Below are 21,614 nucleotides of genomic sequence, written 5' to 3'. Positions count from 1 at the left end.
GCCCCTTACGATGTAAGCTTGGATTTGACCTTCATGTGCAGCAACGTCAAGGCGACGGTGAAGAGCAGCAGCATGAATGAGACGGCGGAGGCGTAGCCATAGTTCAGGTCTTCGAAACCGACTTTGTAGATATGCGTCATGATGGTTGACGTCGAACCAGCCGGACCGCCGCCAGTGGTGGCATAAACTTCGGCAAACACACGAAAGCCACGGATGAAGGACAGCATGAGGACGACCGAAATCGACGGGATGATGCCGGGCAATGTGACATGCCAGAGCTTGCGCCAAGCACTGGCACCATCGACGCTTGCAGCGTCGTAAAGCTCCCGGTTCACGCCGACAAGACCAGCGACAAAGATGACCATATCATAGGGAGCGCTCTTCCAGGCACTCATCAGGATCAGCACCCAAAGTGCTTGGTTGGGGTCGGAAAGGAACCCCTGCGGCTCGATGCCAATGAAACCGAGAATCGAATTTATGAGGCCGTAATCGGCGGAATTGAACAGAATGCGCCAGATTTCGGCGATAATCGCGACGCTGGTGATCGCCGGTAAAAAGACCGCCGTCCGGATAATGCCGAGATGACGCGCGGGGCCTTCAAGCGTCAATGCCATGAAGAAGGCGACGACGCAGGCGGAGAGAGTTCCGACAATAACATAAATCGTGGTGTGGATGACCGCAGTGCGCAACGCCAGATCGCTAAACGCGCGGTAGAAATTGTCCAACCCGACCCACTTGCTATCGGAATAGAACTGCACGTCATAAAACGACATGGAGAAGCCCGAGATCATTGGATAAAACTTGAACCATGTGAAAATGATCAGCGCCGGCGCAAGAAACAGCCACGGCGTCATCACGGTGCGCAGACGCCGTTTCACAGGACGCCGCGTCGCGCCAGATGTGGTCTTGGCGCTTCCGACAGCGGAATTTTGGGGCGTAACGGACATATTGACCTCAGAGACTGAGCTTGGTGCAAGCGTCGCCACGTTTGCAGCGACGCATGCGAAGCTGTTTACTGTTGGGACGCAGAGAGCGCGTTCTGCCCACTCAATTCGATCTTGACCTGCTCGTTCAATGCCTTCAGTTCCGTCGGCACGTCGGCATCGCACTGTGCCAGAATACGGTTGAAGCCCTCACCAGTAACGGTGCGGATTGCCGTCCAGTTTGGAACGGCGGGCATATAATGCCCATATTTATCGAACGTCTCTTTGAAGACCATCCAGCGCGGATCGTTACGAACGGCGTTCACATCGACCTTCGTGTTAACAGGCAAACGAACGATTGGTGTACGACCTGAGCCCTGCGCCATGGCGATTTCCTGGCCCTTTGGCGAGACAAGGAACGCCAGGAACTTGTTGGCGGAGTCTTCATCCTTGACGCTCTTCAGCAGATAGGCGCTGGTGCCCTCCGAAAGGGAAGCGATGCCACCGGGGCCGGCGGGCAGCATGACGACTTTCGTCTTATCCTTGCCCGGCTCGGCGTCGATCTGCGGAATGTGATATGGACCGGAAATGAAGATGCCGGTCTGGCCGGAACGGAATGTCGGCAGCGTGTCGCCCGTTGTGGCGTTGATAGCACCGGGCTGAGCCAGCTTGTCACAAATCATACCACGCACATAGGTCAGCGCCTCGGCAACCTGCGGCGTATCGAGCGTTGGGACGAACCCGTCTGGCAATTGTTTTACGTAGTCACCACCAGCCTGCCAAATGAAGCTGCTCATGAACCAACTGGCATATCCGCGCGTCGTGGAACCGGGAATAGCCATACCGAACGTATCGGCCTTGCCGTTGCCATCCGGGTCCTGCTTGGTAAAGGCTTCTGCCAGCTTGCGGACGTCTTCCCAAGTCTTTGGCTGCGGCATGTTCAGCTTTTCGCGTCAGTCCTTGCGAATGAACATGGCAAATGACTGGGCCGAAATAGGCAAGGAATAAAACTGGCCGTCGCTGGCCTTGGCCCCATCCCATGCCGACGTGGAAACGTCCTGACTACCAGCGATCTTCGATGGATCAATGGGCTTGAGAATGCCCATCTGGCTCATCTGACCCATGGCAGTCGTATCGTTCAAAACGATGTCGGGGAGAGTACGACCGGCAGCGGCGCGTGCAAGACGTTGCTCGAAATCGATACCCGTGTTGAAGGTTTCGACCTTGATGCCGGTATCGGCTGTAAATGCATCTGTCAACGCTTTCAAAACACTGATGGATTCATCTGTCTGCCTTGACCAAACACTGATGGATTGCGCCTGCGCACCATAAGCGCCGCACAAAATAGAGCAGCCAACGAGCAGAGCTTTCAAAGACCTTTTATGCATTCCTACCTCCACGTTTTCTCCCTGAACGAGGCGTACAGATGGGAGGACACCTCGAAATTCAACTGATGAGTATTCCAAGTCATCAGACAATACAAGAAACTTATGCGCTAATATATTACATCATAAGTAACTAATCTTAGGAGATGGATCCCGCACGACCTTGGCCACAAAATGGGAGCTATTTGAAATATGATGGAGGGGATAGAGCGCAATGTCGTGGTGAGCAGGACGCAAATCTATGGACAAGTTTTGCCATTAGCCAAGCATGTCAAATATGCGGCCCGCCTAAAGACGTTAAATACAGCAGGTTTTGATAGTTATGCCGGTTTGCGACCGCAGACCGCATACCGATGCTGAATACCCCGCGCCGCAGCCTTCAGAACATTCCAGTGCTTTGCCTGGGTTTTATGGATTTCACGCAGATCGGTATCGATTGCAACATCTTCAAAACCTGTTTCGCGCAGCATGGACGCAACGGCATCCGCCCGCGCGCCATGCGAGAAATAGACGCGGGAAAGAATGCTGTTGTGCTGCCCCATAAGCTCCGCAGGAGCGTGCAACGGGTCGGCTTTCAAGATACCGCGCTTCTGCAACCAGTTCGCAAGGCTTTTCAGCATCTTCTCTGCAAAGCTGACATTGACGAAATCGCCATCGACGATCAGCACCTTGCCGCCTGGCTTCAACACGCGCAACCATTCGCGAAACGCAGCCTTGGGATCGACAAGCGTCCAGACCAGATGGCGGTTGATGATGACATCATAGGCACCATCCGGCTCCATTGTGTTTTCCGCATCACCCATGTGGAAGGAAATGGCTCGATTGCGGCTTTTCGCCTTTGCCTTGGCGCGCTCCAGCATCGGCTCCGCCCAGTCCAGCCCGGTAACGCGGTAGCCTAGATCGTCCATCAAATGCGAGATCACGCCGGTGCCTGAAGCGAGGTCAAGAGCGCTTTTGCCTTCACCTCTGCCGATATGTTTTTCCACCAGTCGATGCCAGGCCGCCCGTTCCTCTTCGGAGAAGATTTCATGACCGGGAGACAGATCAAAGGTCGCTGCACGGATTGACCAATACGCTTTTATTTCGTCGCGAAGACCAAAATTATTCCCGTAATTATCTGCGCTTTTCATCACATCCAACCTTCGCGACCGTCACTTTCGAAATGCTCTAAAAGATAAAACTTGACTTTAACAGTCATAAAACAATAAAGCGCCGTTAGTTTTACCGGAGAACAATTTCGATGCGCATTACAGGCAAATCCGCCGCTCTTGCAATGGGTCTTCTCGTTTCCACTGTCTTCCCCGCGTTTGCCGAAAAGGTGACGATCAAGGACGTGACGGGCCGCGATGTCGAGGTCAACGTGCCGGTGAAGCACGTCATTCTCGGCGAAGGCCGACAGATCTATTTCCTTGCCGCGCTCGACAAGAAAAACCCGTTTGAACACGTCGTCGGCTGGCGCGATGACCTACCAAAGGCAGACCCGGAATCCTATGAGGCTTATCTCGCGAAGTATCCTGAGATCGCCAAGCTTCCGACCTTCGGCGGCATGAAGGACGGCACGTTCGATATCGAACAGGCTGTGGCCCTGAAGCCAGACGTCATTTTGATGAACATCGATGCGAAGACGGCAACCGAAGAAGCCGGTTACATCGAGAAGCTCGGCAAGGTCGGCATTCCCCTGGTTTATGTCGACTTCCGCGAAAAGCCGATGGAAAACACCGAGCCAAGCATGCGCGTTATGGGCCAGTTGATGGGCAAGCAGGACGTCGCTGAAGAGTTCATCAAGTTCCGGTCTGACAGCATCAAGCGCGTCACCGACGTGCTGGACAAGGACAAGCCGAAGCGCCCGGTCGTGTTCGTTGAGCGCGCAGGCGGTTACTCCGACGATTGCTGCATGTCCTTCGGCAACGAGAATTTCGGCAAGATGGTCGAGATCGCCGGTGGCATCAACATGGCAAAAGACATCATTCCGGGTACCTTCGGCACGGTGAACCCGGAGCAGGTGATTGCCTCCAACCCCGAGCAGATCATCGTGACAGGCGGCAAGTGGGATGCTTACGTTCCCGGCGGCAACTGGGTTGGTGTCGGTTACGGCGCGGACCTCAAGGAAGCCCGTCGCAAGCTGGAAAACCTGACCAAGCGTCCGGCCTTTACCGGCGTCAAGGCGGTCGAAGACGGCAATGTTCACGCCATCTGGCACCAGTTCTATAACAACCCGTACCAATTCGTAGCCATTCAGGAAATTGCCAAGTGGCTGCACCCGGAGCTGTTCAAGGACCTCGACCCGGAAGCAACCTTCAAGGAATTGCATGCAAGGTTCCTGCCGCTTGACTACAAGCCTGGCTACTTCGTGTCCCTGAAGGACGACAAGTAAATATCGGAACGGCGAAGGGGGAGCGCCGATCGGACATCAGGCGGAGCCGTAAATTACGGCTTCGCCGAAGTACATTTTAGATCGAAAGGACCGCCCGTGCCGTTCAGGAATTTTAAGCGGATCGCCGCCTTCATATTGGCCCTCATTGCAACACCAGCCCTGGCAACTGAAATCGTTGACGCGGCAGGCCGCAAGGTCGACATCGACGTGCCTGCCAAACGCGTCATCGTGGGTGAAGCCCGCCAAGTTCACGTTATCGCAGCCCTGCGTGGCGAAAAGACCTTCGATACCATCGTCGGCTGGCGCGACGATCTCGTGAAAAAAGACCCCGACAGCTATAAGGCCTACATCGAGAGTTTCCCGCAGATCGAAAAGCTGCCGCTGTTCGGTTATCTTCCGCAGGGCGATTTCAGCCTTGAAGCGGCGATTGCGCTGACGCCAGATGTCATCACGCTCAATCTGGAGGTTGAAAAGACCGCCAAGGAAAGCGGCTTCGAGGAGAAGGCGGCGGCGGCTGGTATCAAGGTCGTCTATCTCGATTTCCGTCTGGACCCGGAAAAGAACAGCGAAAATTCCATTCGCGTTCTCGGCCAGATTTTCGGAGCCGTACCCCGCGCAGAAGAATTCATAGCCTATCGTCACGACCAGATTGCGCTGGTGACCGACAGGCTGGCATCCGTCAAGGATCTGAAGCGTCCGGGCGTGTTTATCGAGCGTGCGCCGGGGATTTCTGGCGAAGACAATTGCTGCCGCACCTTCGGTCCGGTCAATTTTGGCGCGATGATCGAGCAGGCGGGTGGGCACAACATAGCGTCCGACGTCATCAAGACCACCTTCGGCGACCTCAATCCTGAACAGCTTATCGTTTCCAACCCCGAGCACATCATTGTCACCGGCTCCAACTGGGCCGCGGAATCCGATATCAACCAGTTCGTGCCGGTTGGCCGTGGTGCCGACATGGACCTGTCGCGTGAGCGGCTGGCCAAGCTGATGACGCGCACCCCCTTCCCAGAACTAGATGCGGTGAAGACGGGCAACGTTCACGCTGTCTGGCACCAGTTTTATGGCGCACCCTACGAGTTCTTTCCCATCCAGCAATTTGCAAAGTGGTTTCACCCGGAGCTTTTTGCCGATCTGAACCCGGAACAGAATTTCGAAGAATTTCACGAGAAGTTTCTGCCCGTGACCTACAAGCCCGGATATTTTGTTTCACTTGAAAAAGGCTCGAATTAAATGGCGTCCATCGTGGAAACCTATGTCGAGAAGACTGGCGGGGCGCAATATCGCGCTCTGGCCGCCCGGCGCATTCTGATACTGGTCGGGCTCGTTGTCGCGCTGTGTCTTAGCCTTGCGACGGACATGGCGCTTGGCCCGGCACGCTACACGCTGTCTCAGGTGATCAGCGCGGTTCTCGATCCCGCCGGTGTGGCCAACCAGCTGCGCGTCGTCATCTGGGACATCCGCATGCCGATAGCGCTGATGGCCGTTACGGTTGGTGCATCGCTGTCCGTTGCAGGCGCGCAGATGCAGACCATTCTCGCCAACCCGCTTGCCAGCCCGTTTACGCTTGGCATTTCGGCGGCCGCCAGCTTTGGTGCAGCGCTTGCGCTGGTCGGCGGTGTCGCGCTTTTTCCTGGTGCGGTCGAGTATATGGTGCCGATCAACGCCTTCGTCATGGCAATGGTGGCAGCACTCTTCATCCACTTCGCCTCCACCATGCGTGGCGTGACGGTTGAGACAATCGTGCTGCTGGGCATTGCGCTGGTCTTCACCTTCAACGCCGCGCTTTCGATGCTGGAATATCTGGCGTCCGAACAGGCGCTGGCCGCCGTCGTGTTCTGGACCATGGGCAGCCTGACCAAGGCGACATGGGCCAAGGTCTATGTCACAGCTGCGATCCTCGTTTTGACCGTGCCGCTATTCATGAAAAACGCATGGGCCTTGACGGCGCTTCGTCTGGGCGATGACAAGGCTGCCAGCATGGGCATCAACGTGCGCCGCCTGCGCCTGCACACCATGCTGACCGTCAGCCTGCTGGCATCCATCCCTGTTTCCTTCGTCGGCACCATCGGCTTTATCGGCCTCGTCGGCCCGCACATCGCCCGCATGGTGGTGGGGGAAGACCAGCGTTTCTTCCTGCCTGGTTCGGTCATTTGCGGCGCGCTGCTTCTGTCCGTTACATCGGTCGTCAGCAAGGTCCTCATCCCCGGCGCCATTCTGCCCATCGGCGTCATTACGGCGCTTGTCGGCGTGCCCTTCTTCTTTGTCCTCATCTTCTCCAACAGGAGACGCGCATGGTAGCCCTCGCCCTTCAGGATGTCGGTGCCAAATACGGGCGCGCGACGGTGCTGGCCAATGTCACTATGGACATGCTGGAAGCTGGCAGCATAACCGCCGTCATCGGCCCCAATGCGGCTGGAAAATCCACGCTGTTCAAACGCATCGCCGGCCTGATCAAAGGCCCTGGCGTCGTGACGCTGTCGCAGACGGAGCAGGGTCCGCGCACCATTTGCTACATGCCGCAGGACACCGGTGCCAATGCCGTTCTGACGGTCTACGAATCCATTCTTCTGTCTGCCAAGCAGGGCAGCGGCTGGAAGGTGCATGATGACGAACTGGCTGAAATCGACGCCATTTTGAAGGCGCTCAACATCCACGATCTGGCATTTCGCGGGCTAGGCGAACTGTCCGGTGGTCAACGCCAGCTGGTATCGCTGGCACAAGCGCTGGTGCGCAAACCGGAAGTCCTGCTGATGGACGAACCGACATCGGCGCTCGACCTTCACCGACAGGTCGGGGTGCTGGATTTCATCACCAACCTCGCCCGTCGCGAAGGCATGATTGTTCTCATCGCCCTGCACGATTTGAACCATGCGCTGCGCTACTGCGAACACACCATCGTCATCGCCGGTGGCGAGATGGCGGTCAGTGGCAAGACGTCTGCTGTGATTACGCCAGATATGCTGCGGAACATCTACAAGGTGGATGCGCGCATTGAGATGTGTTCGCGTGGGCAACCGTTCATTCTGGTCGATGGGACGGCTTGAGGTTTAACAGCATACTCTGTCCTCATGCTGAGGTGGCGCGCAGCGCCCTCGAAGCATCCAGCCGCGCACTCTCCCGTCTCGTCTTGCAACCCTCGTCCTTCGAGGCCCCTCCGGGGCACCTCAGGATGAGGGTTGCTGCAAAAGGCTGTGCGGATAACAACAGCCCAACCTTCACAAAACGCAACCAACCCTACTCCACAAAAATCCGAACGCTGGACGCCCGTCCATCCGCATCGATCACCGTCAATGTCGAGAAACCCTGGCCTTCCGGTAGCCATTCGCTGCTTCGACGCCGGGAGGGTTCGGGCAGGGGTTTGCCGTTGGCGAGCCAGTGGAAGGGTGCGCGCCCGCCTTGCAGCTTTAAGACAAGCGGGGAAACCTCACCGCTCTGGCCGGTGAGTTCGATACGTGCACCTTCGGGTGGGTAGACGATCTGCGGCGATGCTTCGCGGTGGTTGGTGGATAACAGGCCGGTGCTGGTAACGCTGAAACGGCGTTGGTTTGCCGGCAGGTCGCCATAGGCAAGGCGCGTGGTGCCTGCTGGCGGCGGCGGAAAAGGCGTGATGGGCACCCCGGATTTTGAGAAGGCTTCGAACAGGATGGGTGCAGCGGAAACATAGCCCGCCAGACCGGGAACCGAGCCGTTATCGGCACGGCCCGCCCAGACGCCAATGACGTAGCGGCCATCGAAACCGACAGACCATGCGTCGCGATACCCGTAGCTGGTGCCGGTCTTATAGGCGATGCCGCGCTGCTTCATTCCGAGTGGCGGCAAGACACCGGACAGGACATCGCTGATGTTCCAGATCGCGGCCTTTGAAAAGAGCGGGTCGACATCGAGGATTTGAGGTTTGCCGCGCACCCCGTCTCCCAACTGCACCGGCTGGCCACCATTGGCGAGCGCTGCGTAAAGCTGAACGAGATCGACGAGCGAGAGACCCGCGCCGCCGAGGGCAATTGCCAGCCCCGGCGTTTCCGCCTTTGGCAGCGTCAGTTTAACCGCAGCCCGGCGAAACCGGACCATCAGCGCGGCAGGACTGACGGCATCCAACAGGCGCACAGCGGGGACGTTGAGGGAGAGTTGCAGGGCCTGTCGAATGCTGACATCACCCTGATACTGCATATCGAAATTGCGTGGCCGGTAGCCGGAAAAATCCGCCGGGCGATCTTCGATGACGGTTTCCTGCGCAATCAGGCCGTTTTCGAAGGCAAGGCCGTAGATGAAGGGTTTGAGCGTCGAGCCGGGGGAGCGCACCGCGCGGCTCATTTCCACCCAGCCACGGCGGTTGCTATCGAGAAAATCAGACGAGCCGACCTCTGCGACGATCTCACCGGTCGTGCTATCGGCCATGACGATGGCGACCGAAACCTTGTCTCCCAGCTTTTTGGCAGAGCGTTGCGCCAGTTCTTCCAGCTCTTTTTGAACCGGCAGACGCAACGTCGAGCCTATCGTTAACGACTGTGGAAACCGGACACGCGCCGCCTGCGCCAGATGCGGCGCGTAGGAAGGAAGATCGATGCGTTTTGCGGGAATGGCGGCGACTGCGGCCCGGGCTGCCTCCCCCTCACCCACCACGCGTGAAACGGCAAGCCGTTGCAACACGCGCCCGCGCGCTTCTTTCGCCGCAGCGGGAAAGCGATCCGGACGCCGCTTTTCCGGCAGTTGCGGCAGGGAAACCAGCAATGCGGCCTCTGCCGTGTCGAGCCGCTTCGGCTCCTTGCCGAACCAGGCAAGGCTTGCTGCGCGCACGCCTTCCAGATTGCCGCCATAGGGAGCAATGTTGAGATAAAGGTCAATGATTTCAGGCTTGGTCAAGCGCCGCTCGATTTGCCATGCCCGCACCATCTGGAGAAATTTGGTGCTGAGGGAGCGATCCGTTCGCGGCTCTATCAATCGCGCCACTTGCATGGACAGCGTGGAGGCACCTGAGACGATGCGGCCATTGGTCAGCAATTGCCAGGCGGCACGTCCCAAGGCCTGAAAATCCACGCCGCCATGGTCGAAAAACCGCTGATCCTCATAGGCAACCAGCATGTTGATGAATTGCGGATCGACCTCCGTGGCATCGGTGTGAAGCCGCCAGCGCCCCTGCGGCGTGGCAAAGGCGCGCAACAGCTTTCCATCTCTGTCCAGCACTTCCTGAGAGACGATCCTGGCATTTTGCAGCGGTGGCGGGTAGGCATGGTCCAAACGGTTCAGCGCATAGACGCAGGCGGCAGTCAGGACTGCTGCAACGACGAAACCGCCAATGAATGCCCGCCACCTGATCATTGCTGCGCCGCGCGGACCTCCATGCGACCGGTTGCCGTGCGCGCCGAAAACTGCGGACGGTACATATCTTCCACCGACGCTGCCGGGTTATCGTAGGTGCCGGGTGTTACCGCCCTGACGACATAGGCCAGCGTAATGTCAGAGTTATCGCCCGCGGCTTGATCAAAAGCTGCAACGAAACGGTCGTAGCGGAACTCGGTGTGAGCAGCTTCCGTTTCCGGCAACCAATCGAAATTGGAAAGTGCTGCGCTGTTGACGAGGCTCGGATTGTCGATCTCGAAGCCAGAGGGCAGAAGATCGGTCATGATAAGGCGCGATTCCCACTTGTTCTTGGGCGTGACCGTCAAGACGACGACGTAACGCTCGTTCTGCGTGGCCTCGCTGATATTCACCTCTTCGCCATCCATCGAATAATAGGTTTTCTTGATATCGAAACCGTCACCACCGGCCGCCAGAGGCTGAGAGGGTGGCGCGACCGTCGTGACCACTGCCGTAACCGTATCCTTGGAGGCATTGGTGATCTTGATCGGCGATTGCAGCAACTCATCGCCGCTCATGCCCTTGCTATAACCGCCCTGTTCCAGGGAGCCGTTGATATCCAGCTTGACGTCCTTGTCTTCGCCCTTCAAGGCGCGGGCGGCCAGCAGCATCCAGGCCTGTTCCTGCGTGCTGGTGTAGGCTTTGGCGTCCCACGCCTTGGCAACGGCACTGGCCAGTTGCGGCACGACAGCAGGAACCGGGCGGCTTTCGGCGGCAAGGGCCAGCGATGCCGCGCCATCGCGCAGCACCGATCCGTAATCCGCCCGGGAGAGGCTGACATTGGTGGTAGCCGAGGCCATGCTGAGCGCCGCGCCAAAGACCGTCTTGGACCGGGCCGCATCGCCATAAAGCGACAGGGCCGAGGCCAGTTGCGCCTTGGCAAGCGGCGTCGGGAAATCGGCCAAGGCCGTGTCGGCATAATATCTGAGATCGTTGACGGCAGCCTTGCGATTGCGAGCAAGAACATAGAGCGAATAGGCAATCTGGTTGCCGCGATCCTTGACGTTATTGTCGTAGGCCAGCCCGTTTTGCAGGTTGGTCAGCGCCTGTACCATGGCCGTTTCAGGCACATCATAGGATTGCTCCCGCGCACGCGTCAGGAAGTCGGTGATGTAGGAATCCAGCCAGAGATCGCCTTCGCCGGGACCCCAGAGACCGAAGCCGCCGGATGAGGACTGGAAGGACAGAACGCGGTAGATCGCATCCTGCACCCGCTTGCGCAGGTCCACATCATCAGCGCCGCCGCGCTGTTTCATCAGTTCCGAAACATAGAGCAGCGGAAGCGCGCGGCTGGTGGTCTGCTCAGCGCAGCCATAAGGATATTTATCCAGCATCATGACCAGCCCCGGAACATCGAAGGCCGGTGAACGCGTGACGTTGACCGCGACAGACGACCCCAGCAACATGCTATCAGCCAGCAATGCGCCATCCACCGTGAGACTGCTGTTGGGCGCAATCTTTATGTTTCGACGCGTCGTGACCGGCAGGACCGATGGCCGCACGGGAATATTGATGGCTTGTTCCAGCGAAAGACCGCTGATGTTGCTGAGCTTGACGGTTATTGCGCCGTTACCCGGATATTCGCCGGTCAATGGCACGGTCAACGACGTCTTGCCGCCCTTTTGCAGCGATATGGTTTGCGACACCTCGCCCTGATCGACGGTGATTGCGGTGTTGCTGGCGATATCCAGTTTGTAATCGCCCGCATCACCATCGGTATTGGCGATATCGACGCGCATTTGCGAGACATCGCCGGGGCTGAGGAACTTCGGCGCACTGGCGGTGATGACAACGGGATCACGGATGACGACATCCGATACCGCATGACCGACGCCGGTCTTCGTCCAGGCAACAGCCATAACACGAGCCGTTCCGTTGAACTGCGGAATATCAAAACGGATGATTGCCTTGCCCTCAGCATCCAACTCCACCGGACCGGCGAAGAAGGCAACCAGCTTTTCCTTCGGTGGGCTGCCTTGCAGCGCGACCTGACCGCCGTCACCGCCGGTTCTGAGACGCCCTGTGGCACCGAGCGAACCATCGATCAGACGGCCGTAGATATCGCGGATTTCCAGCCCGAGACGACGCTGACCGAAATACCAGTCATCCGGTTTGGGCGGCTCATAACGGGTGAGATTGAGAATGCCGACATCGACGGCAGCCACCGTGACATAGGCTTTGTCACCAGCGCCTGCACCGGACACGTGCACGGGAATTTCCAGCGGCTGGCGCGGCAATGTCTGCTTGGGAAGGGTTAAGGCAATGCCCAGCTTGCGCTCGCCTGGATCGACGGCCAGCCATTTGACGCCGATGGCGCGCATGGGCATGCGGCTTTCCTGCGCATCGCCGGGGCGGAACAGGGTTGCGGTGACGTAGGAACCGGCACCCCATTCCTTCGTTACGGGAATATCAACTTCGCCGCCGTTTTCACCGATGTCGACATTCTGGACAGCGATCAGTTTTTCCGAACCGGATGCGACCATCAATTGACCTGAAAAACGCGACGTGACCTGCAATTTAGCGGTATCGCCAACCTTGTAGCTCTGCTTGTCGAGCGCGATTTCCAGCGCGTCCGGTGTTTCGGTGGAGCTTGCAGTCACGTACCAGCCCGCGTCGAATTCGACACTGGATGTGGGGCCGTTATTATCTGCGGACTCGACCTCCAAACGATACCGCCCCCAGGAGGCAGGTACGGAAATCTCGCCGCCATTGGCGTCCACTGCCAAGGTGCCGGTCTGGACCTGCTTGGTGTAGACAACCGGCTCGTAGCGCCAGGAATTGCCCTGACGATACCATTGATAGTTCCGTTCGACCTTGATGAGCTTCCAGGTCAGGCCGCTCATGGCCTGTTTAGAGCCGTCTGCGGCAAGGCCGATAACGTGGAAACGGCCAATGGAGTTTTCAGCGAGATCGCCGGAGAATTCCGGTTTGATGCCGATCATGGCGCTATCGGATTTGACTGGCAATGTCAGCGAACGCTCGACCGCGCGGCCTCCGGCTTCGCGCATACGGACGGTGATGTTGGCGGAGAGGAACTGCGTCGTCGCCGGGACATCGGCCAGCGTCACATCGAAGGTGGCCTTGCCGTTCTCGTCCAGCGCGGGAAGAGCGTCAAGCGTTGTGCGGCTTTCCTCCTGGCTTTCTTCATCCGCCAAGCCGAACAGATAACCATCGAAACCGTCGCGGGTGCGCGTTGCCTTCAGCGCGATTTCACCTTCGAGTTCCAGCCCGGCAGCGGGCGCGCCATAGAGATAACGGCCATCGACATCGATGGCAGTATCAGCGGCGGGGTCGATCTCCGTGGCTTTGCTGGACAGATCGAACTCGGTTCTGTCAGGCACGAAGTCATCCACGAGAAAGGACTTTTCGCTGATGGCGGCGGTTTTGGGATCGGTATAAATGCGCAGTGTCCAAGTGCCGCGCATGGCGCTTTCCTGCGTGACAAAGTCAACCGCATAACCACCCAAGGCCTTGCCATCGCTGACGAAGCGGCGGTCTTCGACGCCATCGGGGCGCGAGAAGATGAAGGTCAGCGGCAGGTTTTCAACTGCATTGCCTTCGATATCCCGGGCCAAAGCCGCGGCATGCACGGTTTCGCCCGCGCGGTAGATACCGCGCTCCGTCCAACTGAACACATCCAGCGCGCCGGGAGAGGCGCGACCCGTGACGCCACGGTCAGACAGGTCGAAACCGGCGCGGGTCATATCGAGGAAGACATAATCCTTATCGCCATTGCGTGCGGTGATGATGGCCGGTGCCTGCCCTGCCGTGCCGCGCATCAGACCTGCGGAGAAAACTGCACGGCCTTCGTCATCGGTCGTCGCGGTACCGAGAATTTCGTTGTTCTTCGCCAGAAGCTGGAGAGCGACGCCCTTTAGGGGTTTGGCCGTGCTGAGCGCCCGCGCAAAGACATTGAGGCCATCGGTCCCGGCATAGGTGGTGATGCCTGTATCTGAGACGAGGAACCATTGCGTGGCGCGGGAATCCCAGCTTTCGCCCGGCGTGCCGGGTGGTACGGCGGTGAGCACATAGATACCCGGCTTGCGTTCCGGCAAGGCCTCGTCGACCGGAAAGCTCGTGACGACATCCTTGTTCAGTTCGTTCTGGATATCGATGCCGCCCTGCCAGACGAGTTCACCGATCTCGTTTTCAAGCCGTTCCGCGCCATAGCCATCCATCTGCGTCAGGAACTGCGAGTTGGTCAGCAATGCCGCGATGCTGCGGTCACCGACGCGGTAGAGCTTGAGATCGGCATGGTCAATATTGACGGAGACTAGCGGAATGCCACGGCGGGCGGTGCCGGGAAGCACGAAATTTTCACCCGTGAAGCGTACCGAGCCGGATCTGTCCCGAACATAGATGTCGAGATCGACCTGTTTTTCCAGTGGCTCTTCCACAGACGACGGCAAACCCGCACGCAGCGCGATCTTGTAGCGCTGGCCGTGCGTCAGACCTTCCACGCAGATTTCACTGCCCTTGGCCTCGATGGCCTTAGGCGCTGCGCCATCCAGCGTGACGAAAGAGGAATAATCGACGCCGTTCTTCACCAGTGGTTCTGAAAACTGGATGCAGGCGCGTGGGCTGACACTATCGGTATCGACGGTGTTGTTGATGACGCGGAAACCTTGGCGCGTCTTCAAATCGTTGTAGGTGGCGCGGGTTTGCGTGACATCCGACAGTGCAAGGCTGGCCTTGTAACTATTGAGGGCGGCCCGGTAGTTCTGGGTTTTTTCAAACGCCACAGCCAGCGTATCGAGTATGCTTGTGCGGGCAGAAACCGTGCGGCTCAGCGAATAGGCATTGAGGGCTGCCGAAACGGCCTGTGCCGACATCTCATAATTGTTTTGAATTTTCGATGCCGCCTGCGAAAATTCAGCCCAGGCCACACCATCTTCAGGGCCTAGCGCGAGCGCCAGCTTGTAACTCCCAACCGCGCCGACGAAATCGCCGGCGGCAGATTGCTGCCGTGCCAGTGAAAGCCAATTTTCCATCGACTGACCATCTCCGGCGGGGGAGAGGCTCGCCTTCAGACGTCGCGCCTCCTGGTAAAGGCTGTCATCGATAAAGGAGAGTTTCTGCGGCGCACCGAGATCAGGCTCGCTCTTTGCAGCGACCTCTACCACCTTGCCCGCAACTGCGCCGGGGAAGGCATTGAGCTGGTTGAAATCAGATTTGAGGAAGCACCATTTCACCTTGGGATTATAGGTGAAGGCCTTGCAGGATGTGTCGTTTATGCAGATGGTTTCGCATTGTGGCTGGGAGACATTCTGCTCTGTGCGAAGATCAAACCCGAAATAATCACCGTTTTGCGTGGTGACAATCTTTCGCGTCGCGTCCTGCGCAAGCGCTGGCTGGACCGCAAAAGTAGCGAAAACGAAAAACAGGCTCTTCAAAACAGAACGCACGAGCATTGGTCCCTCCCCGGTACGCACGACCGCGGGGACTCTGCTCGGATTTCACGCCGAAAGTCAATGTGATGCGAGTGGTTGTATGCGGACATATCAATCGTTGAATGTGCCATAACCATGTGCGCAACAGAACTTGTAGAACCTGCCTTACAGGTTGCGCGTCTCGAAATCCCATGTTTGCAACGCTTTCTGCACTGAGCCGCAATACGTCGCGTAGCTGCGATCGATTGACATAGGATTTCTATCGCATATATGTATGACAACTTCGTCCGAGATATGATTGGGAGAACCATGGGCCAGACACAGTACACCAACCGCTTTGCCATCGACCCGAAGACAGCCGCGACATTCGGTACTGAGCAGCTTCGCGAAAACTTCCTGTTGCCGCCTCTGTTCGTCAACGACACCGTTCAGCTGCATTACACGAATTACGATCGCATGATCGTCGGCGGGGCTGTGCCGGTGTCCGGTTCCCTAGAGTTAGAAACCATCAAACCAACAGGTACGAAGTCGTTTCTTGAGCGGCGTGAACTGATCGTCGTCAACATCGGCGGCAAGGGTACCGTGACCGTCGATGGCACCGGATTTGAAACCGGTACGCGCGACATGGTCTATGCCGGTATGGGTTCAAACGTATCGTTTGCATCCGCATCATCAGAAACGCCCGCCAAGTTTTACCTGCTGAGTGCACCAGCACATGCGGCCTATCCGGCAAAACACATTGGCATCAATGATGCCAAACGCGTCGATCTCGGGTTGCAGGCCACCAGCAACGAACGCTCGATTTTCCAATTCATTCACCCCGAAGGCGTCAAGACCTGCCAGTTGGTCGTCGGCATGACGAGCCTTGCGCCGGGTTCCGTGTGGAACACCATGCCGTGCCATATTCACGACCGGCGCATGGAAGCCTATCTCTATTTTGACCTGCCCGAGACGGCCCGCGTCTTCCACTTCTTGGGCGAACCAAACGAAACGCGCCATCTGGTGATGAAGAACGAAGAGGCCGCACTTTCTCCGGGTTGGTCGATCCATTCCGGTGCCGGAACCGCGAATTACTCCTTCATCTGGGCCATGGCGGGCGACAATGTCGACTACACCGACGTCGATCTCGTGAGCATGGATGATCTGAAGTAAGGAGCCATATGATGAGCCAGAGCAAAGCCTTCGTAAATACTGATGACAGCCAGTGGACACCGACGGAACCTGGCGTTTCCCGCCGCATCATGGCCTATCTGCCGGAAATGATGATGGTCGAAGTCATCTTCGAAGCAGGTGCCATCGGCGCGCTTCACTCACATCCGCATATTCAGGCAAGTTACGTGGCAGAAGGACGCTTCGAAGTGACGATTGATGGCGTAACGCAAGAACTGGCGCAAGGCGGCAGCTTCATCGTCAAGCCCGATCTGATACATGGGGTCAAGGCGCTCGAAAAAGGTCGCCTGATCGACGCCTTCACGCCGCATCGCGCAGAATTTCTATAAACGAGTAGGGCCAGCTTAGCGGCTGGCCCTTCAATCCTCGATTTTACGCGCTTCCGAAACGAGCATGATGGGAACCCCATCCCTGATGGGATAGGCTAGCCTCGCGCTCTCTGAAATCAGTTCGTTGCGCTCTCGATTATAGGACAGACGCCCTTTCGTCAGTGGACAGACCAGCAGATCCAGCAACTTGGGATCGACCTTGCTCAGCTTCTCGTCCATGCCCGTCCCGTCACTGCAATATGATTTCGCTGTCGGTTCCGCCTTGGGCAAGAACGATTTCGGTAATGGCAATCAGCGTATCAGCACGCGCTTTCAGGTCCGGCGCTTCCAGCAGGGCCTGCTTTTCCGCAGGGCCGAAGGGCGACATCATCGATAGCGAATTCACGAGCACACGATTTCCAGCACGCTCCACGCTCTCCCAGTCCGCTTCCAGCTGGTTGGCGTCTAGGAACGAGCGGAAAACCCGCAGCAGATTTTCGCGGTCTACGGCGTCCTCATCCTCCTCGCCGGTCAGATCGGCCATGAAAGGCGCATGTTTGAAGCTTCGATACGGCTTGCCGGAGGTAACCTCATCCAGCAGCCGGAAACGACAAATACCGCTTAACGACACCATGTATCGCCCGTCGCCCGTCTCTGAAAAGGAGGTGACGCGACCCAGGCAGCCCACTTGGCAGAGCGCGCCTGAGCCTGTTCCCGCGTCCAATACTTGCAACGATGGCTGCACCATGCCAATCAGCCGATGGCTGGCCAGCGCGGCATCGAACATCGCCAGATATCGCGGTTCGAAAATATTGAGGGGCAGTTGCCCTTCGGGGAGCAACAATGCGCCCGACAGAGGAAATACAGGCACCACGTCCGGCAGATCGGTGCTTTTCAGATATCTCGCATTACCGACATGCATGAATAGCCCTCGATTTCTTTAGACGCTGCGACGCGAAAGCGCGCCGCGGCTTTGGTTCATCACTATTCTTTTAAATGTGGTTCGCGATTGCAGACCACAAGGCAGTTCTCAAGAAAACAGGATAGACGACAACTTACGACGCGCCGTGACTGACGATGGGTCCTTGAAACCCCAGCTTTCCAGAAACTCGACAAGCTGCTTGCGCGCGCCATCATCCTCGAAGGTGCGATCCTTGCGCATCACGGTCAGCAACTGGTCAGCTGCTTCGTCACGTCTGCCCTGTGCATTGAAGATTTTTGCGAGCTTTATCCGCGCCTCGTGATTGTCGGGATTGGCGGCCAACTCACGCTCAAGCGCTGCGGGATCACCCAGCTGCCGGGCCTCTTCATATTGCGCGAGCTTTTTCGACACGGTTTCTACGGCCGGATCGGCGAGCATTTCGGCAGGCAGGGAAGCCAGAAGATCGCTGGCACGCTGATATTCACCAACTGCAATCATGCAATCTGCAATGCCGGCCACGGCCGTTGTGTTTTCCGGATCCACCTGCATGACAAAGCCGAAGAGCTGGGCTGCACCCTGGTGATCACCATCAGCCAGCAATTGCTTGGCTTCGGCAAGAGCGGCATCGATTTCGGCTTGCGGGTCGTTTGCTGCGGGGCCTGCAATCTTGTCGATAAACTCGCGGATCTGGCTTTCCGGGACAGCACCCATGAAACCATCCACGGGCCGGCCATCCTGAAAGGCAACGATTGCCGGGATGGATTGGATGCCGAGCTGACCGGGAATGGATGGGTGATCGTCGATGTTGAGTTTGACGAGCTTGACGCGACCGCCAGCTTCATCGACCACTTTTTCCAACACCGGTGTCAATTGTTTGCAAGGGCCGCACCAGGGCGCCCAGAAATCTACCAGCACCGGCTGGTTACGGGATTCCTCCATGACGTCCTTGCCGAAATTGGCCGTCGTCGTGTCCTTGATGTGGGAGGACGCCGCACCCTCGGGCGCGCTTCCGAACTGTACGGAGCCGGTCATCTGTCCGCCGAGGGACGTTCCGTACGGGTTGTTGGTACCGCTCATTTAAGGTCTCCGTTACTGCGCATCATCTGGCCAATCAATGGCACTCTGGCGCAAAGATCGTACTTTACTCGGTTACTTTCAAGACAAGCGGCGTATGACCCGTCGCTTCAAGAAAGCGAATGAGATCATGGTTGCCGATGGTTGTCGTAGCATCGTTCGACAGCGGATGACCATTGATCAATTCGTGCTTCATCAGGTCGCTATCGAGCACGAACGTCACCGCCTTCGTCGTGTCGTTGATCGCACCGAAAACGGTTACCGAGCCGGGCGTGACGCCCAGATACTCCAGCATCTTTTCCGGTTTGCCGAAAGACACCCGGCTGGACGCATCGATAAGCTTGTGCACAGTCTTGAGGTCAACCGTCGCATTTTCTTCGACCGTCAGAACGAAATACTGATCTTTCTTGTCCTTGACGAAAAGGTTTTTCGTGTGTCCGCCAGGAATTCGGTCACGCAAGGATTCCGACTCCGCTACGGTAAAGACCGGCTCGTGTTCGAAAGTTTTATGGGTGATGCCCAGACTGTCCAACAAAGCGAAAAGCTCTTGCGCCGTTTTCGGGGATTGCTCTGTCATAATCGCTTTCTCATACGGTCGGATTCGATTTTTGATGAAACAGTCATTAGGCCTTCAGAACTGCTTTTGCAATCGTCCCGCAGATTTCAATGGCGAAAAAATCGAATGTTTTCCGTTACTTGTGTTGTTTTTGAAAATTTTCTGCGCCTTTTTGTCATTTCCCTGTTGCATTTAAAAAGCGGTTGAGCGATATAGCCCTCGTCGCCGCAACGTAGCGACCCGCGGTTCAGCGATCTACCCCGAACCAGCGGATTTGAGCGGGTGTAGCTCAGGGGTAGAGCACAACCTTGCCAAGGTTGGGGTCGAGGGTTCAAATCCCTTCGCCCGCTCCAATTTTCTCTTAAAGCGTAAATTGAGACGTTGGTCCTGAAATCTGGACCTGATGCTTTGCACGTCTCACGTTCTATCTCTCCGCCAACCGGGCTACGTCTCGGTCCGAGCCAAATGGTCATCAAAGTCGACATGGGCTTTCGTCATGACGTGACGGTGGAACCGCTGATCTCGGCGCACGTTAAGAACGCAACAGGGAGAGATCATATGAAATTTTTAACAGCAGCAATATGCCTCGTATCAGTCGGTATCCTAAGCGGTTGCGTTGATGACAGAGGCTATAGAAGCCAAGGCTACTATGCGACAGGCGTGCAGTACCGGTCCTATGATCGTGATCGCCATTACAGACATGACGACCGCGACTACCGACGTGACCGTGGACGCAACTGGCGCAACAACGAACGTTACCGGTACCCTTCGAACCGCGGCGACACCGTGGAATACGGTGTCATCGTTCGTTAACGACCCATTCCAGCTTGAAGTCATCGTTAGTCACAGAAATCCGGCGCGAATCTAATGTTCGTCGCCGGATTTCTGTATTTGGACTGCGCTTTTTTTGAGCCGTCCTTTGGTCGTCTGAATCAACCGGCAAGCCGCTGCTCGGCAAGCTTGACCCAGTAGGAAATACCGTAGCCGATGGCTTCGTCGTTAAAGTCGTAGCTGGGATTGTGCAGCCCTGCACTTTCACCATTTCCCAGAAAAATGAAGGCACCTGGACGTTCCTTCAGCATGTAGGAAAAATCCTCCCCAGCCATGGACGGATCGACATCGGGATCGACATTCTTCTCTCCCACAACGTCCCGAGCGATGCGGATAGCGTGTTCTGTTTCGTCGGCATGATTGACGGTAACAGGGCAATAACGCTCGTAAATGGCTTCTGCTTCTGCACCATTGGCCTGAGCGATGCCCTCAGCCATTTGCTTGATGCGCGCCTCGGCCATATCGCGGACGTCTTCGTCCAGCGTACGGACGGTACCCGCAATGAGCGCTTCGTTGGGAATGATATTGTGGCTGGAGCCAGCCTGAAAACGGGTGACGGACACGACGACCGAACGGATGGGGTCGGTATTGCGGGAGGCAATCATCTGAAGGTTGGTCACGATCTGTGCGCCGATGGAAATAGGATCCACCGTGCGATGCGGCTGCGCCGCGTGGCCACCCTGCCCCTTGACCATAATGGAGAACTTATCCGGTGCCGCCATGATGCCGCCCTTGCGGATGGCGAAAGAGCCCAAGGGAATACCTGGCATATTGTGCATGCCGTAGACTTCATCCATGTCGAAGCGGGTCATTAGGCCATCTTCGACCATGGCAAGAGCACCGGCACCGCCTTCTTCGGCCGGCTGGAAGATCAAGGCCACGGAACCGTTGAAATTGCGCGTTTCGGCCAGATATTTCGCAGCGCCCAGCAGCATGGCCATATGACCATCGTGACCACAGGCGTGCATCTTGCCGGACACCTTCGAGGCCCAGGGCTTGCCGGTTTCTTCGACGATTGGCAGAGCATCCATGTCGGATCTCAAACCGATCATGCGGCCCTTGCCATGCTTGCCGTGAATGACGCCCACCACGCCGGTGCGACCAACTCCCGTCACGATTTCGTCAACGCCGAAGGATTTCAGCTTGTCCGCCACGAATGCGGCAGTGTCGTTCACGTCGTATAGCAGCTCCGGGTTCTCATGGAGATGACGCCGCCATTCGGTCGCTTCCGCCTGCAATTCCGCCGCTCTATTCAAAACTGGCATTCTTTTATCCCTGATGTTCCATTCTCGACATGATGATTAGCGCTCCTCCGCAGCAGAT

The 21,614-nt window shown here is 57.2% G+C and carries 16 protein-coding genes, 1 tRNA gene and 1 pseudogene; 8 read left to right on the top strand and 10 right to left on the bottom strand.

The features are described from left to right. Window positions 1-5: 5 nt before the first annotated feature. The 3 genes and pseudogenes from DSM25558_RS13215 to DSM25558_RS13205 form a co-directional block, all read right to left on the bottom strand. Entirely contained in the window at window positions 6-947 is a 942-nt protein-coding gene (locus tag DSM25558_RS13215; protein ID WP_077105224.1) for a carbohydrate ABC transporter permease, read from the bottom strand. A gap of 65 nt (window positions 948-1,012) precedes the next feature. Continuing rightward, window positions 1,013-2,311, bottom strand: a pseudogene (locus DSM25558_RS13210) (sugar ABC transporter substrate-binding protein). Window positions 2,312-2,628: 317 nt separating this feature from the next. Further along, a complete protein-coding gene (locus DSM25558_RS13205; protein ID WP_077105223.1) occupies window positions 2,629-3,438 on the bottom strand; it encodes a class I SAM-dependent methyltransferase in 810 nt (269 codons plus the stop codon). A gap of 110 nt (window positions 3,439-3,548) precedes the next feature. Here DSM25558_RS13205 and DSM25558_RS13200 point away from each other — a divergent pair, with 110 nt between their 5' ends. The 4 genes from DSM25558_RS13200 (at window position 3,549) to DSM25558_RS13185 (ending at window position 7,729) form a co-directional block, all read left to right on the top strand. Beyond that, entirely contained in the window at window positions 3,549-4,682 is a 1,134-nt protein-coding gene (locus DSM25558_RS13200; RefSeq protein ID WP_077105222.1) for an ABC transporter substrate-binding protein, read from the top strand. Window positions 4,683-4,778: 96 nt separating this feature from the next. Next, the gene (locus tag DSM25558_RS13195; protein ID WP_077105221.1) at window positions 4,779-5,915 is read left to right on the top strand and encodes an ABC transporter substrate-binding protein; all 1,137 of its coding nucleotides are present in this window, start codon (window positions 4,779-4,781) and stop codon (window positions 5,913-5,915) included. Further along, complete coding sequence (locus tag DSM25558_RS13190; RefSeq protein WP_077105220.1) at window positions 5,916-6,983, top strand: FecCD family ABC transporter permease; 1,068 nt, start codon at window positions 5,916-5,918, stop codon at window positions 6,981-6,983. Further along, the gene (locus tag DSM25558_RS13185) at window positions 6,977-7,729 is read left to right on the top strand and encodes an ABC transporter ATP-binding protein (RefSeq protein ID WP_077105219.1); all 753 of its coding nucleotides are present in this window, start codon (window positions 6,977-6,979) and stop codon (window positions 7,727-7,729) included. Before DSM25558_RS13190 ends, DSM25558_RS13185 begins: the two co-directional genes overlap by 7 nt. A gap of 190 nt (window positions 7,730-7,919) precedes the next feature. Here DSM25558_RS13185 and pbpC read toward each other — a convergent pair whose 3' ends face one another. Further along, the gene (gene pbpC / locus DSM25558_RS13180) at window positions 7,920-10,001 is read right to left on the bottom strand and encodes a penicillin-binding protein 1C (protein WP_077105218.1); all 2,082 of its coding nucleotides are present in this window, start codon (window positions 9,999-10,001) and stop codon (window positions 7,920-7,922) included. Then, on the bottom strand, window positions 9,998-15,451 hold the full coding sequence (locus DSM25558_RS13175) for an alpha-2-macroglobulin family protein (protein WP_077105217.1): 5,454 nt from the start codon (window positions 15,449-15,451) through the stop codon (window positions 9,998-10,000). The genes pbpC and DSM25558_RS13175 overlap by 4 nt, the downstream gene beginning before the upstream one ends. Window positions 15,452-15,739: 288 nt before the next feature. On the opposite strand from DSM25558_RS13175, the gene kduI reads away from it, so the two are divergent. After that, entirely contained in the window at window positions 15,740-16,582 is an 843-nt protein-coding gene (gene kduI, locus DSM25558_RS13170) for a 5-dehydro-4-deoxy-D-glucuronate isomerase (protein WP_077105216.1), read from the top strand. An 11-nt stretch (window positions 16,583-16,593) separates the two neighbouring features. Continuing rightward, window positions 16,594-16,929: a cupin domain-containing protein gene (locus tag DSM25558_RS13165; protein WP_077105215.1), complete on the top strand. Its 336-nt coding sequence runs from the start codon at window positions 16,594-16,596 to the stop codon at window positions 16,927-16,929. 30 nt (window positions 16,930-16,959) lie between these two features. Here the strand turns inward: DSM25558_RS13165 and DSM25558_RS13160 are convergent, their stop codons facing one another. The 4 genes from DSM25558_RS13160 to DSM25558_RS13145 all read right to left on the bottom strand — a co-directional run bounded on the left by DSM25558_RS13160 (window position 16,960) and on the right by DSM25558_RS13145 (window position 19,481). Beyond that, window positions 16,960-17,148 (bottom strand): Trm112 family protein, encoded by a 189-nt coding sequence (locus tag DSM25558_RS13160; protein WP_077105214.1) that lies wholly within the window; start codon window positions 17,146-17,148, stop codon window positions 16,960-16,962. A 10-nt stretch (window positions 17,149-17,158) separates the two neighbouring features. After that, the gene (locus DSM25558_RS13155) at window positions 17,159-17,830 is read right to left on the bottom strand and encodes an LON peptidase substrate-binding domain-containing protein (protein WP_077105213.1); all 672 of its coding nucleotides are present in this window, start codon (window positions 17,828-17,830) and stop codon (window positions 17,159-17,161) included. Between the two features lie 108 nt (window positions 17,831-17,938). Next, window positions 17,939-18,907 carry a thioredoxin gene (gene trxA / locus DSM25558_RS13150; RefSeq protein WP_077105212.1) on the bottom strand — a complete coding sequence of 323 codons (969 nt, stop codon included), beginning with the start codon at window positions 18,905-18,907 and terminating at the stop codon, window positions 17,939-17,941. A 64-nt stretch (window positions 18,908-18,971) separates the two neighbouring features. After that, window positions 18,972-19,481 carry a prolyl-tRNA synthetase associated domain-containing protein gene (locus DSM25558_RS13145; protein ID WP_077105211.1) on the bottom strand — a complete coding sequence of 170 codons (510 nt, stop codon included), beginning with the start codon at window positions 19,479-19,481 and terminating at the stop codon, window positions 18,972-18,974. 257 nt (window positions 19,482-19,738) lie between these two features. On the opposite strand from DSM25558_RS13145, the gene DSM25558_RS13140 reads away from it, so the two are divergent. Next, window positions 19,739-19,813: transfer RNA gene (locus DSM25558_RS13140), tRNA-Gly, on the top strand. Between the two features lie 205 nt (window positions 19,814-20,018). Then, the gene (locus DSM25558_RS13135) at window positions 20,019-20,273 is read left to right on the top strand and encodes a hypothetical protein (RefSeq protein ID WP_077105245.1); all 255 of its coding nucleotides are present in this window, start codon (window positions 20,019-20,021) and stop codon (window positions 20,271-20,273) included. Window positions 20,274-20,392: 119 nt separating this feature from the next. Here DSM25558_RS13135 and DSM25558_RS13130 read toward each other — a convergent pair whose 3' ends face one another. Continuing rightward, the gene (locus tag DSM25558_RS13130; RefSeq protein ID WP_077105210.1) at window positions 20,393-21,556 is read right to left on the bottom strand and encodes a M20 aminoacylase family protein; all 1,164 of its coding nucleotides are present in this window, start codon (window positions 21,554-21,556) and stop codon (window positions 20,393-20,395) included. Window positions 21,557-21,614: the final 58 nt, after the last annotated feature.

The organism is Agrobacterium sp. DSM 25558 (genome assembly GCF_900100825.1).
Taxonomy (GTDB): domain Bacteria; phylum Pseudomonadota; class Alphaproteobacteria; order Rhizobiales; family Rhizobiaceae; genus Agrobacterium.
Note: the sequence above shows the minus strand (reverse complement) of the source record. Positions and strands in the feature narration are given on the sequence as shown.

Bases quoted from the DNA above. Each gene is read 5' to 3' on its own strand.
- DSM25558_RS13160 (WP_077105214.1), bottom strand. From the start codon at position 17,148: ATGGACGAGAAGCTGAGCAAGGTCGATCCCAAGTTGCTGGATCTGCTG.
- DSM25558_RS13200 (WP_077105222.1), top strand. From the start codon at position 3,549: ATGCGCATTACAGGCAAATCCGCCGCTCTTGCAATGGGTCTTCTCGTT.
- DSM25558_RS13205 (WP_077105223.1), bottom strand. From the start codon at position 3,438: ATGAAAAGCGCAGATAATTACGGGAATAATTTTGGTCTTCGCGACGAA.
- trxA (WP_077105212.1), bottom strand. From the start codon at position 18,907: ATGAGCGGTACCAACAACCCGTACGGAACGTCCCTCGGCGGACAGATG.
- DSM25558_RS13130 (WP_077105210.1), bottom strand. From the start codon at position 21,556: ATGCCAGTTTTGAATAGAGCGGCGGAATTGCAGGCGGAAGCGACCGAA.
- DSM25558_RS13175 (WP_077105217.1), bottom strand. From the start codon at position 15,451: ATGCTCGTGCGTTCTGTTTTGAAGAGCCTGTTTTTCGTTTTCGCTACT.
- DSM25558_RS13190 (WP_077105220.1), top strand. From the start codon at position 5,916: ATGGCGTCCATCGTGGAAACCTATGTCGAGAAGACTGGCGGGGCGCAA.
- pbpC (WP_077105218.1), bottom strand. From the start codon at position 10,001: ATGATCAGGTGGCGGGCATTCATTGGCGGTTTCGTCGTTGCAGCAGTC.
- DSM25558_RS13215 (WP_077105224.1), bottom strand. From the start codon at position 947: ATGTCCGTTACGCCCCAAAATTCCGCTGTCGGAAGCGCCAAGACCACA.
- DSM25558_RS13145 (WP_077105211.1), bottom strand. From the start codon at position 19,481: ATGACAGAGCAATCCCCGAAAACGGCGCAAGAGCTTTTCGCTTTGTTG.
- DSM25558_RS13135 (WP_077105245.1), top strand. From the start codon at position 20,019: ATGAAATTTTTAACAGCAGCAATATGCCTCGTATCAGTCGGTATCCTA.
- kduI (WP_077105216.1), top strand. From the start codon at position 15,740: ATGGGCCAGACACAGTACACCAACCGCTTTGCCATCGACCCGAAGACA.
- DSM25558_RS13155 (WP_077105213.1), bottom strand. From the start codon at position 17,830: ATGCATGTCGGTAATGCGAGATATCTGAAAAGCACCGATCTGCCGGAC.
- DSM25558_RS13165 (WP_077105215.1), top strand. From the start codon at position 16,594: ATGAGCCAGAGCAAAGCCTTCGTAAATACTGATGACAGCCAGTGGACA.
- DSM25558_RS13185 (WP_077105219.1), top strand. From the start codon at position 6,977: ATGGTAGCCCTCGCCCTTCAGGATGTCGGTGCCAAATACGGGCGCGCG.